We start from the raw sequence: 12,800 nt of genomic DNA, 5'->3' as shown, positions 1-12,800 counted from the left end.
CTAACCTCCTGTCACAGCTTCGCGAATGAGGGTCCTGAGCCAAATATGGTCCGGGTCGTCGTCAAGGATCGCAGGCCAGGCCTGGTGCACGAAGGCAGGCGGCACCTCAAACGGCATCTTGTCGACGCGAAGCCCCAGCAGCGCCGCATAGCGTTCCGCGAGCATGCGCGGCATGCAGCCCGCAATGTCGGAACTTGCCGCCAGAAATGCCATGGCGTGAAGCGTATCGACCTCCGCGACGACCCGTCGTGCCTTGCCCTTCCGCCTGAAAGCATGCTCTCCGATATGGCCGGGCGCATGACGGGCGGCAAGCCGGACATGCGTCAGGTTGAAGAAGGTCGTTTCGTCGAGTATCCGCCCGGCAATCGTCGCCGCCGCCGTCACACAGACGAACTCGTCATGCAGCAGCGCTTCGTTGCATACCGATTTGTCGTCAGGCGGAATGCTGAGCCATGCAAGGTCGAGACGTTCTTTTTTCACGTCCTGAATGAGCGTGTCGTCCGACGGCTGCTTCAGAGCGATGCTGGCGGCCGCAGCCTGTAAACGCAGGCGCGGCATGATCCGGGGCAAGTAGAGCGTTTCCCCGAGGTCGCCGAGAAACAGGCTGAATCTGCGCATGATTTCCCCCGGATGGAACGGGTGGCGCTCCTGAAAAGCGTGTCTGGCGAGCTTGAGAGCCCGTCGCACCGGGGCGTCCATTGCACGGGCGCGCGCCGTTGGCGCTATTTCATTACCCTGACGAACGAAAAGCGGGTCATTGACCAGAGCCCGCAATCTCGACAAGGCATTCGAGAGGGCAGGCTGCGTCATGTTCAGCCTGGCGGCGGCCCGCGTAATACTTCTCTCGACCATAATGGCCTCGAAGATCGTAAGCAGGTTCAGGTCAATGTTGCGTAAATTCATAAGACTAATAACTAGTCATAATGAACATCAATTTGAATTAAATGCATAAATCAGAGACAAACATTGTCTCGAACAAGGGGTGGGGAATGAAGGTGATCTGGCGGCGAGGCCTATGCGGCGATTGACCCCGCAGGCACTGGAGGGGGAGATCGATCGTCTCATCGAAGTGATGCCGGGAGACTTTCCGGAACTTCAGCGGGACAAGATGGTCTCGTGTATCCGCCGCACCTTGGGAACGCGTGGTTTCGTCTCCCTTTATCTGCCCGACCTGTCCGCCGGCATCCTTGCCGATATTGCTTCCATCGTCGGTGACCCGTTGGGCAACCCGCCGTTGACGACCTTCCGGGACAGGACGACACGCGATGCGTTGCAGCTGCTTGCCGATCCGATATGGCAGCGGTCGCCGCCTGAGCTCGCGCTCCTCGCGGCGGGAAAGGGGGCTGCCGGGCGTGGGGGACTGATATCCGCGTCCCGCATTGCGGTTTATGAGGCTCTCTCGCCCGCGATGCGTCGTTATCTTGCGGGACTGGAAGCATGTCACGACGCAGCTCTGCCATTGGCGCAGACTTGTGAGACGCCGGAGCAATTGCGCTGGCTGGCGACCCTTCGCGAAAGAAATCCACCGAGGCGGAGCGCGCTTGCAGCATGGCAGGCCGAAAGCGGTACGATGGCGCTGGGCGTGAGCCCCGCCTTTACCCGCGCCATTCATGGTGTGCCGGGAGAAGAGGGGCGCGCCGTTCTCGACTACCTCAAGGCGCTGTTCGAGGAACCCGATGTCCAGCGCCGCATTGAGTGGGAGGACGGGCTCGTGGTGATCTGGAAACCAAGTGCCACGCTGCTTTACCCTTTTGGGGACGACGACATATCGTTTCCGGTGTCCTATGCCGCATTGAAGGGGAAAGGCGCGCCTGACTGATCCGGCACCGGCTGAAAAGCGTATCGAGAAAAACCGCGCCGCCGCACTGACAGCAGGACATGACAGAAAGCAAATCAACTCCGCCGATCATTGTCTGGTTTCGTCGCGATCTGCGCGTCGCCGACAACCCCGCGCTTGCCGCGGCCGCCGAGCGGGGAGTGCCCGTGCTGCCATTGTTCATTCTCGACGAGCGCGACCTGCCGGGCGAAGCTTCCGCCTGGTGGCTTCACGGAAGCCTCTCCGGTCTTTCGGAAGCGCTGGGCAAACGCGGTGCGAATTTGGTCCTGAGATGGGGAAAGCCTGAAGAGGAACTTCCTGCCCTGGTGAGGGAGACCGGCGCCAAATCGGTTTTCTGGAACCGCTGTTACGAGCCGACCGTCACAGAACGCGACAAGAGCCTCAAATCCTCTCTGGCCAAGGCCGGTATCGAAACAAGGAGTTTTGCCGCCTCGCTTCTGGCGGAGCCTTGGCAGGTGAAAACGAAGACCGGCGACCCTTACAAGGTCTTCACGCCTTTCTGGAAAGCGCTTTGCGCATCCGCTCCTTTCGGTGCGCCATTGGCGCCGATGCGCAAGCTGGAGGGAGGCTGCGATCCGGTGTCGGACGAGCTGGACGACTGGCATCTCCGTCCGTCTTCGCCGGATTGGGCGGGCAGCATAAGGGAGCGCTGGACCCCGGGTGAAAAAGGTGCGCATGAACGCCTGCGTCATTTCCTCGAAAACGCGGTAAGCGATTACCGGGGACAGCGCGACCTGCCGGGGGTGGAAGGAACCTCACGGCTTTCGCCGCATCTTCGTTGGGGAGAAATCTCTCCCCGCCAGATATGGGCGGCAGTCGAGGCGCATCGCGGCGACAACCCATCCGCCGAAAAGTCGCTCGACACATTCCTCTCCGAGGTTGCCTGGCGCGATTTCGCCTATCACCTGATCTATCACTGGCCATCCATCGCGGATGAAAACTGGAAACCGGCCTTCGACGCGTTTCCATGGAGCGATGATGACGAGGCGTTTCGGAAATGGACGGTGGGAAAGACGGGCTATCCAATTGTCGATGCGGGGATGCGCGAACTCTGGCAGACCGGCTGGATGCACAACCGTGTCCGCATGATCGCGGCCTCTTTCCTGGTGAAGGATCTGCTCATCCACTGGAAGCGTGGCGCGGGCTGGTTCGAGGATACGCTGGTCGATGCCGACCTCGCGGTGAACCGGGCGAGCTGGCAATGGGTGGCGGGTTCGGGCGCGGATGCAGCGCCCTATTTTCGTATCTTCAACCCGGTACTGCAGGGCGAGAAGTTCGACCCGGCAGGTGATTACGTCCGGCGTTATGTGCCGGAGCTGGCCGGGCTCGACACGAAATATATTCACAAACCATGGGAGGCACCGCCCGCCATGCTGGAGGCGGCCGGTATCGTCTTAGGCGACAGTTATCCCCGTCCCATCGTCGACCATCGCGAAGCAAGACAGCGCGCGCTTGACGCCTATGAAGCGGTGAAACAGGCCAGTTGAAAAGGGCCGGTTGAAACAGGCTCGTTGCAGACAGCGGCGAAGCGAAGGGGTGAGAACCGGAAAACGCCTGTCGCCGCGTGCCTCCCCATGGGGTCCTGACTGGGACGGCTCGCCACGGGCATTGCCCGGTCCTCTCAGCCTTCTACGCGATGCGCCACGCGCCGGTTCACATGCCGACTTTACGACGGGACAGAAAAAACTGGGAAAGCGCAATGCTGGCCGCAGCCATGGCGTTGAGGGATTCGACCTTGCCGCTGGTTGGAATGGAGAGGCGTTTCATTTTGAGACTGTCCGGTACGCCACGGCCTTCCTCGCCCAGGACCAGACGAAGATCCGCCGGCCACTCAAACGTCGTCATATCGGTGCCGTGACCGTCCAGCGCGAAGATCGAACCCTGGGCGGTATTGAGCGCTTCCCAGCTCGACGCCGTCTCCAGCCGCAGCTCGAAGACGGCATTGGAGCCCGCCCTCAAGGCGCGCGGGTGAAACGGATGAGCGCATTCCGGCATTAGAATGAGGCGGCTGACATTGAAGGCGGCCGCGGAGCGAATGAGTGCGCCGAGATTGTTCGGATCGGAGAGCGCGCAGACCAGTTCCAGTCCCTGCGGTGCGGCGGAAAGATCGGTCCGCGGCATCTCCGGGACCAGCCCGACAAGCAGCGCATGGCCGGTTCCGGACAGATCCAGCCGCTCGAAAATGGCTTTCGGTACAAGGATGCGGGCCAGCTCGTCCGGAATGGCAGGGTCTTCCAGCGCGGCCTCATCGGTGGCGATGAGCGCTTCGAATTGCCCGGGCCAGCGGCTCAGCGCTTCGGGCACGGTTTTCCGACCTGCAAGAAGGAAGCGCCCGCTCTTTCGGATCGCTCTCGGCTCGGCAAGTCCGAGCCAGAGCTTTACCCGCGGGTTCTGGGCGCTTTCCAGATATTCAATCTTCCTCATGCCCCATGCGAGTAGCACATCCAGGCGTTTTCGTCCGCAAGCTCGTGAGTGCGCGACGGGGCAGGCGTCAGTTCCGCCAGAAATCCGGCAGGAACAGAATATAGACGGTTGTCAGCTCAAGCCGGCCCAGCAACATCGCGGCGCACAGCAGCCATTTCGCAGGATCGGAAACCGAGGCGAAAGTGGTGCCGGGGCCGACGATAGGGCCGAGGCCTGGCCCTGCATTGGCCATTGCGGTAGCGACGGCGCTGCCGGACGAGAGGAAGTCGAGCCCGGTGAACATGAGCAGGGTCGAAACGACACCCCATGTCAGGATGTACATGAAGAAGAAATTGCGCACCGAAGAGACCATTTCGTCGTCCACGGGTTTGTCTCGATAGCGCGGTACGATCATGCGGTGGGGCGCAATGTTCCGCTTCAGGTGCACGGCGAACGACCTGAAGAGGATCTGCCAGCGAAAAATCTTGATGGATCCGGAGGTGGAGCCGGCGCAGCCGCCGATAAACATCAGCAAGAGGAACAATGCATGTGCACCCGTGCCCCATTTGCTGAAATCGGTGGAGGCAAAGCCCGTATCGGTAATGACGGAGGTGACGTTGAAGGCCGCCTCCCTCAGTGCGTGACCGAAATCCTCGGGGCTCGATGAGATACGCCAGAAGGTGACGGCCAGAATGGCGGCTGCCAAAGTCAGCAAGAAGGCGGGAACCTGCTTTTCCTGCCGCCATGCGCGCCGCCCGTCCTTGACGAGCATGGCGTAGAAAACGAGCGGCAACGCGCCCGCCACCATGAATGCGACGAGGACAAGTTCTATCGGCAGGGAGTTGTAGAAGCCCACCGAGGCGTCCCGGGTTGAAAAGCCTCCTGTCGCGAGAGTGGCCATGGCATGATTGATCGCATCGAACGGCGTCATGCCGACAACGACGAGACATATCGCGCAGGCAAATGTCAGCGCCGCGTAGATGACGATTGTCAGTGATGCGATCTGATAAACGCGGGGGGCGACCTTCTCCGATATATCGGAAGATTCCGAACGGAAGAGCTGCATCCCGCCAACACGTAACAGCGGCAGCATGAAGATTGCTGCGACGATGATGCCGACGCCGCCTATCCATTGAAGCAGCGAACGCCAGAATAAGAGCCCTGGCGCCATCGTATCGAGCCCGGTCAGCACGGTGGCGCCCGTCGTGGTCAGGCCTGACACGGTTTCGAAGACGGCATCGGCAAGCGAAAGATGGAGCGAGCTGAATATGAGCGGCAACGATCCGAAGGCGCTCACCGCAAGCCAGCTTCCGGTGGTCAGCAGAAAACCTTCCCTCGCCCGGATATGAACATGGGGCGCACGGAAAGCGAGGATCATCGAGCCGCCCGCATAGGCGGTAAGCCCGGCCGAAGCGATGAAAACGCGCCAATCCACATCGCCGGCCGCATAGTCGACCATGGCCGGCAGCAGCATGGTGGCAGCCAGAATGCACAAAAGCAGGCCGATGACATAAAGCACGGTTCTGAGCATGGCTTTTTGTACTGCTTTTTGGGGCGCTGCGGCGGCCCTGCCCGGGGATATGCTCCCGCCCGGGAGCGGCCGGTATGTCGGATACCCTCTTCCCCAGCGGGATTAATGGGTCGGCCTTGGCGGGGTTCAAGTGAAAAATAGCTCATGTGCGGACGGATGCGGAAACTGAATCCGGCCGCATCATTGCCCGAGCCCGGACAATTGCCTTGAAACAGGCTGTCAGGAGGAAAATTGAATGCTGGGAGCGCGGGAAATGGTGCTGCTGGACAGGATTGAACTGTCGACCTCTCCCTTACCAAGGGAGTGCTCTACCACTGAGCTACAGCAGCCCGGAGCCGGGATGGCTGATCCGCGAAAAGTCTAGCCTTCTTTGGTAAACGGAAAGCTGACAGGCGACGCAACCCGCAGGTGTGCGAAGCGCGCGGAAACTGCCACATGCCCCGATTATCTGCAACCCTGTAAAACGGCCTCGGGGCTCGTCCGGGCCGGGAATGGCGTCCCCGGTTGACGGCGCCACGCCTTCGCCCCTAAATCGCGCCCGGAAGGGGCCGGTTTGGCCCGTAAAGGAAGCCCCAAGCGATGAACAAGACCTCCAGAACGAATATGAGCGGCCGCGCGCCCAACGGGAAAGGCACCGACAGGGCGAGCCAGGCCAGGGACGCCAAGGCCAAACAGGCGCGGCTCGCCGAAGCCCTTCGGGAAAACCTGAAGAAGCGGAAGTCCCAAAGCCGGGGCCGCAAGGCTGCCGACGAGGAGTGAGTCGGTCGCGAGACCTCCGACGGGCGATCAACGGCGCCGTTCCCCGATTGTCGCCATGATCTGCCTCCCGGGCGTCACCTCCGCGACATGATAAGGCCGCGCTGGTCCGGTACTTGCTGGGATAGGCCAGCGGGGAGCAGGGGACGTCCCTTTTCGTGACTCTCCCCGGCCACCTCATCTATAAGACACTCAGCGATCGGATCGGAACGGCAGATGGACAGCATTCACATTAGGGGCGGCAATCGCCTGACCGGCGATATCCCTATTTCAGGCGCGAAGAACGCGGCCCTGCCGCTGATGACGGCTGCCCTGCTGACCGACGAGACGGTCAAGTTCCACAATATGCCCCAGCTCACCGACGTGCAGACGCTGGGCAAGCTCCTGAACGTGCTGGGTGCCGAGCTGGAACCCGAAATCGCCGGTCACAGCTATACGCTGTCCATCACCACGCCCGACATTGCGTCGACCACCGCTCCCTATGAGATCGTTTCGCGAATCCGGGCGAGCTTCTGGGTGCTGGGGCCGCTGCTGGCGCGCTGCGGCAAGGCGCGGGTTTCGCTACCCGGCGGTTGCGCCATCGGCGCGCGGCCGGTGGACCTCTATATCAAGGGCCTCCAGAAGATGGGGGCGCAGATCGACCTAGTGGACGGCTATGTGGTCGCCGCCGCCCCGGACGGGCTCAAGGGCGCGCTCATCCGCTCTCCGGTCGTCTCGGTCGGTGCCACGCATACGCTGCTGATGGCCGCGACGCTTGCCGAGGGCGAAACCATTCTCGAAAATGCCGCCCGCGAGCCGGAAGTGACCGATGTCGCCAACTGTCTCGTTTCCATGGGCGCGAAGATCGAAGGGGTCGGGACCTCCACCCTGCGCATACAGGGCGTCGACAGGCTCCACGGCACCACCCATCACGTGGTCGCGGACAGGATCGAGGCCGGCACCTACGCCATTGCCGCGGCCATGACCGGTGGCGATGTGACGCTGAAAAACGCGGATGCCTCCACTTTCGAGGCGGCACTCGTCGCTATGCGCGCGGCGGGCGTTGAGGTGGAAAGCCGCCAGGGCGAGGTGCGTGTCGCCCGCAACGGGGCGCGGCTTCAGGCCACCGATGTGGTGACGCAGGTCTTCCCCGGTTTCCCGACCGACCTGCAGGCGCAGTTCATGGCGCTGATGACCATGGCGGAGGGCGAGTCGGAAATCACCGAGACGATTTTCGAGAACCGCTTCATGCATGTGCAGGAGTTGGCCCGCTTTGGCGCGGATATCTCGCTGCATGGCGACAAGGCGCTGGTGCATGGCGTGGAAAAGCTGAAAGGCGCCCCCGTGATGGCGAGCGACCTGCGCGCATCGGCGGCGCTGATTATTGCGGGCCTTGCCGCCGAAGGCGAAACAGTGATCAATCGCGTCTATCACCTCGATCGGGGTTTTGAGCGCATAGAAGAAAAACTCAGTGCCTGCGGGGCCGAAATCTGGCGCGAGAAAGCCTCCTGACGTGATCGCGATGGAGACAGCATGAGCGAAGAATTACGGCTCTCGGCGCGGGATGCCGAAGACCTCGAAGTCATTTCCGCGCAGATGCAGGATGCGGTGCTGAAAGTGGGCGATCTGGCCCACCTGCCCGGCACGCGGCGCTTTGTGCTGGTCGCGAACCGTTTTCGCTGGGAGAGCGAAGTAAAGCGGCGTGGTTGGTTCGCCAAGGCCCGGCACGAGCGTGTCCGCACCGGTCTTCATTTCGAGAATGTGATGAAAGTCCGGACGCGCAATATTGCGCAGGACAAGCCCGACGGCGTGCTGAACCTGCTCGCCATTCGCTTTGAGGAAACCGATACGCCTGCCGGTGTCGTCACGCTGGTGTTTTCCGGCGGCGGGGAAATTCGGCTGGACGTGGAGGCACTTGAAGCCCATTTATCCGATCTGGGGCTGATGCGCGAAACGCCGCTCGCGCCCAGACACGAAGATTGACGGCATGAAACGAACTGACGGATTGAGTGATGGCCCAGCGCCTCGATAGTGCCGATGCGGGTTTCGACGCGCGATTTGCCGAACTTCTGACGGCAAAGCGCGAAGCCTCTGTCGATGTGAACGAAACCGTGACGGCGATCATTGCCGATGTCCGCAAGCGCGGCGACGAAGCCGTGGTCGACTACACACGTAAATTCGACCGCTTGCCCGGCATCACGCCCGAGACGCTTGCCATCCCCGCTGCCGATATCGATGCCGCGACCTCGGCATGCGCGCCTGAAACCGTCGAGGCGCTGAAGATGGCGGCGGAACGCATCGCGGCCTATCACCAGCGGCAATTGCCCGAGAATGCCTGCTTCACCGATCCGCAAGGCGTGGAGCTCGGCCACCGTTGGACGCCTGTGGGCGCGGTGGGCCTTTATGTGCCGGGCGGCACGGCGAATTATCCAAGTTCGGTTCTGATGAATGCAATCCCCGCGAAAGTCGCGGGCGTGAAGCGCATCGTCATGGTGGTGCCGACGCCGGACGGGGTGGTGAACCCGCTCGTGCTGGCGGCGGCAAAGCTCGCCGGCGTTTCGGAAGTTTATCGCATCGGCGGTGCGCAGGCGGTGGCTGCGCTGGCCTATGGCACCGACGCCATCGCGCCGGTGGACAAGATCGTCGGTCCCGGCAATGCCTATGTGGCGGCGGCCAAGCGGCAGGTCTTCGGTACGGTCGGCATCGACATGATCGCGGGGCCGTCCGAAATTCTCGTTGTCGCGGATGGCGAGAATGATCCGGACTGGATCGCGGCGGACCTTCTGAGCCAGGCGGAACACGATGCAAGCTCGCAAAGCATTCTGATTACGGATGATGCCGCTTTCGCCGACAGGGTGGAAGAGGCGGTTACCCGCCAGCTGGAGGCCCTTCCGCGCAAGGAAACGGCCGCGCAGAGCTGGGAAGAGTTCGGCGCCGTCATCACGGTCGCCGCGCTGGAAGATGCGGTGCCGCTGGTAGACAGGCTCGCACCGGAGCATCTGGAAATAGCGACGGCCGACCCCGATGCACTGTCAGACCGGATTTCCAATGCGGGCGCCATTTTCCTCGGGCGCTATACGCCGGAAGCGGTGGGCGATTACGTGGCAGGGACGAATCACGTCCTGCCCACGGCCCGCAGCGCGCGCTTTTCTTCAGGCCTCAACGTGCTCGACTATATGAAGCGGACCTCGCTGGTGCGCTGCGATGCGACCTCGCTCGCGGCAATCGGGCCGGCGGCGGTGGCGCTGGCCGATGCGGAAGGACTTCAGGCGCATGGACGCTCCGTTTCCATCCGGCTCAACCGCTGAGCCTCGACCCAGGCGCATGCCCGCGCCATTGAGATGCGCTTCGGGCCTCGCATCGCAAGTGCGATTGGGCTTAGAGTACCCCATATGAGCGATCGGAGCGCAGAAGGCGGAATGGAAGAGGCGGCATCGTCCCCCGAGCGGGATGCGCACTATCGCATTGTCGATCTCGCCCTCGACGAGACTTCCGTCGTGCGCCGCAGCCCCGACGTCGAGCATGAGCGCAAGGTGGCGATTTTCGACCTGCTGGAAGAAAATCTCTTCATGCCCGTCGGCAGCGAAGGCGGCCCGTATCGCCTGCGTCTGTCGGTGGAGGAAAACCGGCTTATCTTCGATATCCGCCTGGAAGACGACGAAGAGCATGGCAAGGTCATGCTCTCGCTGACCCCGTTCCGCCGGATCATCAAGGACTATTTCCTGATCTGCGAGAGCTATTACGACGCCATCAAAAGCGCAGCGCCTGCCCAGATCGAGGCGATCGATATGGGGCGCCGGGGCTTGCACAATGAAGGCTCGACGCTGCTGAAGGAGCGTCTCTCGGGTAAGATCGACATGGATTTCGACACCGCCCGCCGTCTCTTCACGCTTATCTGCGTACTTCACATCAAGGGGTAGGCATGGCGGGAGAAGGGAAATTGCCGGGCTCGGTGCTGTTTATCTGCAACCTCAACGCGATCCGCTCCCCCATGGCCGAGGGGCTGATGAAGGCGCTCTATCCGGGCCGCATCTTCACGCAGTCGGCGGGCGTGACGCCCGGCGACCCCGATCCCTTCGCCGCGGAGGTGATGGGCGAAGTTGGGATCGACATTGCATCCCATATGCCGCGCGGGGTCGATGAGCTGGACGACCTCACATCCTATGACGTGATTGTGGCGCTGACGCCGGAGGCGAAGGAAGCCGCCGAAGGAGCTACCCGGTCTGCGGCGACGGAAGTCGAATACTGGGACGTGATCGATCCGCTGGCTACCCCTACCGGCGGTAGCCGAGAGCGCCGTCTCGTCGCCTATCGTGAATTGCGCGACCAGCTCAAACGCCTGATCGAGAAGCGCTTCGGGCGGATCGAGCGGCGCGTCGGATAGCGGGCGGGATTGCCAGATCCCCCCCTCCGGCGACCGGCCTACCCATTCTGGGCCATGCGGCGTCTGCCGGGGTCGCATTCTCGACACAAGCCTCCCTATAATAACCGCACACGGGGTAAGCCGTTCTGCCGGGAGGAAGTTCGCTCATGAATAATGTTTTCGCAATCGCCGCCGCCGCCATTCTGGGTGTCGGAATAGCCCTTGGTGGCTACTTCGGCGGGCAGGGCCTCGTTGAATCCCGGCTGGGCGACCGCTCGGTCACCGTGAAAGGGCTTTCCGAGCGTGATGTGAAAGCCGACCTTGCTCTCTGGCCCATTCGGTTCGTGGCGACCGGCAACAATGTCGAAGGTGTTCAGGCCCAGATCGCGGTGAGTACGAAGGCGGTGATCAAATTCCTGAAAAGCGAAGGGTTTTCTGACGATGAAATCTCTGTGGAAAGCCCCGAAGTGACCGACCGCATGGCGCAGGCCTATCGCTCCGGGCCGGTGGATATTCGTTTCATCATCAGCCAGCTCGTGATGGTGCGCTCTACCGATGTGGACAAGGTTGCCGAGGCGAACCGGTCGACCGGCAATCTGGTCGCGGCGGGGATTGTTCTTTCCAGCGACCGCGGTCCGAGCCGTCCCTCCTATCTTTTCACCGGCCTCAACAAGGTAAAGGGTGAGATGATCGAAGAGGCGATGGGCCGTGCCAAGGAAGCCGCACAGACCTTCGCCAAGGATTCCGGCACTAGCCTCAACGGCATCCGCCGCGCCTATCAGGGCCAGTTCCAGATCCTGCCGCGCGACAATGCCCCCGGTATTCAGCAAAGCGAGCAGATCGACAAGACCGTTCGCGTCGTTTCGACGATCGAATATCTGCTGGCGAACTGAGCCATTCCAGCGGATTTGTCGCTTTTTTGTGAGTACTTTGCTGCCCCTGCGAAAAGAGGGTGCATGCAGTACTTGATTTCGGGCGCCTTTCTGACCATTCTTCGGCCAAATTTCAAAGGGTTGTGAATGGCGAAGGAAGAAACACTCGAATTCGAGGGGGTCGTAGTCGAACTCCTCCCGAATGCCACTTTCCGGGTGAAGCTGGAAAATGATCACGAGATCATTGCCCACACGGCAGGCAAGATGCGCAAGAACCGCATCCGCGTGCTGGCGGGGGACAAGGTGCTCGTCGAAATGACGCCCTATGATCTTACCAAGGGCCGGATTACCTACCGATTCAAGTGAGCGTCGCCCCTCACAGTGCGAACGCTTCCGGCGGTGCGTGCCGCAGGCTGGTTCTTGCCAGCGCCTCGCCGCGCCGCCTTGCTCTCCTGGCACAAATCGGCATCGCTCCCGATGCGGTAATTCCGTCGGACATCGACGAGACACCGCTGCGCGACGAGCCACCGCGCGTCCATGCCGGCAGGCTGGCGCGGGAAAAGGCGCAAGCCGTGGCTGCGGCCGAGCCGGACGCTTTCGTGCTGGCGGCCGATACGGTCGTCGCCTGCGGGCGGCGTATCCTGCCCAAAACGCTCGATCGGGCGGAAGCAGAGCGATGCCTGCGGCTTCTGTCCGGCCGCACACACAGGGTCTATACCGGGCTGTGCCTTGCCGGCGACGGTACGTTCAGTTGCCGCGTTGTGGCGACGAAGGTCGGCATCAAGCGCCTTTCCGAGACGGAAATTGCCGCCTATCTCGATAGTCGCGAGTGGGACGGCAAGGCGGGTGGCTATGCTATTCAGGGGCTTGCCGCAGCGTTTGTGCGCGAAATTTCGGGATCCTACTCATCCGTAGTTGGCCTGCCGCTCTATGAGACCGCTCAATTGCTGACCGGCAGGGGCTATCGGGTCCTTTCGCCGCATCTATGAACGCAGCGCAAATTGCTGCTAGGATCATTTTTCCAGAATTGGTTTGCAAATTAGGGGTTCCGTATCCGTC

The 12,800-nt window shown here is 61.9% G+C and carries 14 protein-coding genes, 1 tRNA gene and 1 pseudogene; 11 read left to right on the top strand and 5 right to left on the bottom strand.

Annotation, left to right across the window (positions count from 1 at the left end):
• Both ACSSVQ_RS07140 and ACSSVQ_RS07135 read right to left on the bottom strand, forming a co-directional pair.
• Complete coding sequence (locus tag ACSSVQ_RS07140; protein ID WP_454184662.1) at positions 1-618, bottom strand: LysR substrate-binding domain-containing protein; 618 nt, start codon at positions 616-618, stop codon at positions 1-3.
• Between the two features lie 96 nt (positions 619-714).
• Positions 715-903, bottom strand: a pseudogene (locus tag ACSSVQ_RS07135) (LysR family transcriptional regulator); the annotation flags it as partial.
• Positions 904-1,024: 121 nt separating this feature from the next.
• Between ACSSVQ_RS07135 and ACSSVQ_RS07130 the strand changes: the two are divergent.
• Both ACSSVQ_RS07130 and ACSSVQ_RS07125 read left to right on the top strand, forming a co-directional pair.
• A complete protein-coding gene (locus ACSSVQ_RS07130; RefSeq protein ID WP_454181833.1) occupies positions 1,025-1,819 on the top strand; it encodes a TauD/TfdA dioxygenase family protein in 795 nt (264 codons plus the stop codon).
• A gap of 59 nt (positions 1,820-1,878) precedes the next feature.
• A complete protein-coding gene (locus tag ACSSVQ_RS07125) occupies positions 1,879-3,324 on the top strand; it encodes a cryptochrome/photolyase family protein (protein ID WP_454181831.1) in 1,446 nt (481 codons plus the stop codon).
• Between the two features lie 166 nt (positions 3,325-3,490).
• Here the strand turns inward: ACSSVQ_RS07125 and ACSSVQ_RS07120 are convergent, their stop codons facing one another.
• The 3 genes from ACSSVQ_RS07120 to ACSSVQ_RS07110 all read right to left on the bottom strand — a co-directional run bounded on the left by ACSSVQ_RS07120 (position 3,491) and on the right by ACSSVQ_RS07110 (position 6,100).
• Positions 3,491-4,261 (bottom strand): TrmH family RNA methyltransferase, encoded by a 771-nt coding sequence (locus ACSSVQ_RS07120; protein WP_454181829.1) that lies wholly within the window; start codon positions 4,259-4,261, stop codon positions 3,491-3,493.
• Between the two features lie 67 nt (positions 4,262-4,328).
• Positions 4,329-5,771, bottom strand: coding sequence for a TrkH family potassium uptake protein (locus ACSSVQ_RS07115; protein ID WP_454181827.1), 1,443 nt, complete (start codon positions 5,769-5,771; stop codon positions 4,329-4,331).
• A gap of 254 nt (positions 5,772-6,025) precedes the next feature.
• Positions 6,026-6,100 (bottom strand) — tRNA-Thr (locus ACSSVQ_RS07110).
• 250 nt (positions 6,101-6,350) lie between these two features.
• Between ACSSVQ_RS07110 and ACSSVQ_RS07105 the strand changes: the two genes are divergently transcribed.
• The 9 genes from ACSSVQ_RS07105 to ACSSVQ_RS07065 all read left to right on the top strand — a co-directional run bounded on the left by ACSSVQ_RS07105 (position 6,351) and on the right by ACSSVQ_RS07065 (position 12,730).
• Positions 6,351-6,530, top strand: coding sequence for a hypothetical protein (locus ACSSVQ_RS07105; protein ID WP_293328195.1), 180 nt, complete (start codon positions 6,351-6,353; stop codon positions 6,528-6,530).
• Between the two features lie 213 nt (positions 6,531-6,743).
• A complete protein-coding gene (murA, locus tag ACSSVQ_RS07100; RefSeq protein WP_454181825.1) occupies positions 6,744-8,018 on the top strand; it encodes a UDP-N-acetylglucosamine 1-carboxyvinyltransferase in 1,275 nt (424 codons plus the stop codon).
• Positions 8,019-8,039: 21 nt separating this feature from the next.
• Positions 8,040-8,489 carry a DUF2948 family protein gene (locus ACSSVQ_RS07095; RefSeq protein WP_454181823.1) on the top strand — a complete coding sequence of 150 codons (450 nt, stop codon included), beginning with the start codon at positions 8,040-8,042 and terminating at the stop codon, positions 8,487-8,489.
• A gap of 29 nt (positions 8,490-8,518) precedes the next feature.
• Positions 8,519-9,814, top strand: coding sequence for a histidinol dehydrogenase (gene hisD / locus ACSSVQ_RS07090; protein ID WP_454181821.1), 1,296 nt, complete (start codon positions 8,519-8,521; stop codon positions 9,812-9,814).
• Between the two features lie 111 nt (positions 9,815-9,925).
• On the top strand, positions 9,926-10,426 hold the full coding sequence (locus tag ACSSVQ_RS07085; protein WP_293328240.1) for a UPF0262 family protein: 501 nt from the start codon (positions 9,926-9,928) through the stop codon (positions 10,424-10,426).
• Positions 10,427-10,428: 2 nt separating this feature from the next.
• A complete protein-coding gene (locus ACSSVQ_RS07080; protein ID WP_454181820.1) occupies positions 10,429-10,890 on the top strand; it encodes an arsenate-mycothiol transferase ArsC in 462 nt (153 codons plus the stop codon).
• Between the two features lie 146 nt (positions 10,891-11,036).
• Complete coding sequence (locus ACSSVQ_RS07075) at positions 11,037-11,762, top strand: SIMPL domain-containing protein (protein ID WP_454181818.1); 726 nt, start codon at positions 11,037-11,039, stop codon at positions 11,760-11,762.
• A gap of 126 nt (positions 11,763-11,888) precedes the next feature.
• Entirely contained in the window at positions 11,889-12,107 is a 219-nt protein-coding gene (infA, locus tag ACSSVQ_RS07070) for a translation initiation factor IF-1 (RefSeq protein WP_293328207.1), read from the top strand.
• Positions 12,104-12,730 (top strand): Maf family protein, encoded by a 627-nt coding sequence (locus ACSSVQ_RS07065; RefSeq protein ID WP_454181816.1) that lies wholly within the window; start codon positions 12,104-12,106, stop codon positions 12,728-12,730. The genes infA and ACSSVQ_RS07065 overlap by 4 nt, the downstream gene beginning before the upstream one ends.
• The last annotated feature ends 70 nt before the right edge of the window (positions 12,731-12,800 follow it).

The sequence above is a fragment of the Parvibaculum sp. MBR-TMA-1.3b-4.2 genome (genome assembly GCF_053628815.1).
This window is presented reverse-complemented; position numbering and strand designations above follow the sequence as displayed.

Excerpts from the sequence above, each read along its gene's own strand:
- murA (WP_454181825.1), top strand. The coding sequence starts at position 6,744 with ATGGACAGCATTCACATTAGGGGCGGCAATCGCCTGACCGGCGATATC.
- ACSSVQ_RS07120 (WP_454181829.1), bottom strand. The coding sequence starts at position 4,261 with ATGAGGAAGATTGAATATCTGGAAAGCGCCCAGAACCCGCGGGTAAAG.
- ACSSVQ_RS07080 (WP_454181820.1), top strand. The coding sequence starts at position 10,429 with ATGGCGGGAGAAGGGAAATTGCCGGGCTCGGTGCTGTTTATCTGCAAC.
- hisD (WP_454181821.1), top strand. The coding sequence starts at position 8,519 with ATGGCCCAGCGCCTCGATAGTGCCGATGCGGGTTTCGACGCGCGATTT.
- ACSSVQ_RS07075 (WP_454181818.1), top strand. The coding sequence starts at position 11,037 with ATGAATAATGTTTTCGCAATCGCCGCCGCCGCCATTCTGGGTGTCGGA.
- ACSSVQ_RS07125 (WP_454181831.1), top strand. The coding sequence starts at position 1,879 with ATGACAGAAAGCAAATCAACTCCGCCGATCATTGTCTGGTTTCGTCGC.
- ACSSVQ_RS07105 (WP_293328195.1), top strand. The coding sequence starts at position 6,351 with ATGAACAAGACCTCCAGAACGAATATGAGCGGCCGCGCGCCCAACGGG.
- ACSSVQ_RS07095 (WP_454181823.1), top strand. The coding sequence starts at position 8,040 with ATGAGCGAAGAATTACGGCTCTCGGCGCGGGATGCCGAAGACCTCGAA.
- ACSSVQ_RS07085 (WP_293328240.1), top strand. The coding sequence starts at position 9,926 with ATGGAAGAGGCGGCATCGTCCCCCGAGCGGGATGCGCACTATCGCATT.
- ACSSVQ_RS07140 (WP_454184662.1), bottom strand. The coding sequence starts at position 618 with ATGCGCAGATTCAGCCTGTTTCTCGGCGACCTCGGGGAAACGCTCTAC.
- ACSSVQ_RS07115 (WP_454181827.1), bottom strand. The coding sequence starts at position 5,771 with ATGCTCAGAACCGTGCTTTATGTCATCGGCCTGCTTTTGTGCATTCTG.
- infA (WP_293328207.1), top strand. The coding sequence starts at position 11,889 with ATGGCGAAGGAAGAAACACTCGAATTCGAGGGGGTCGTAGTCGAACTC.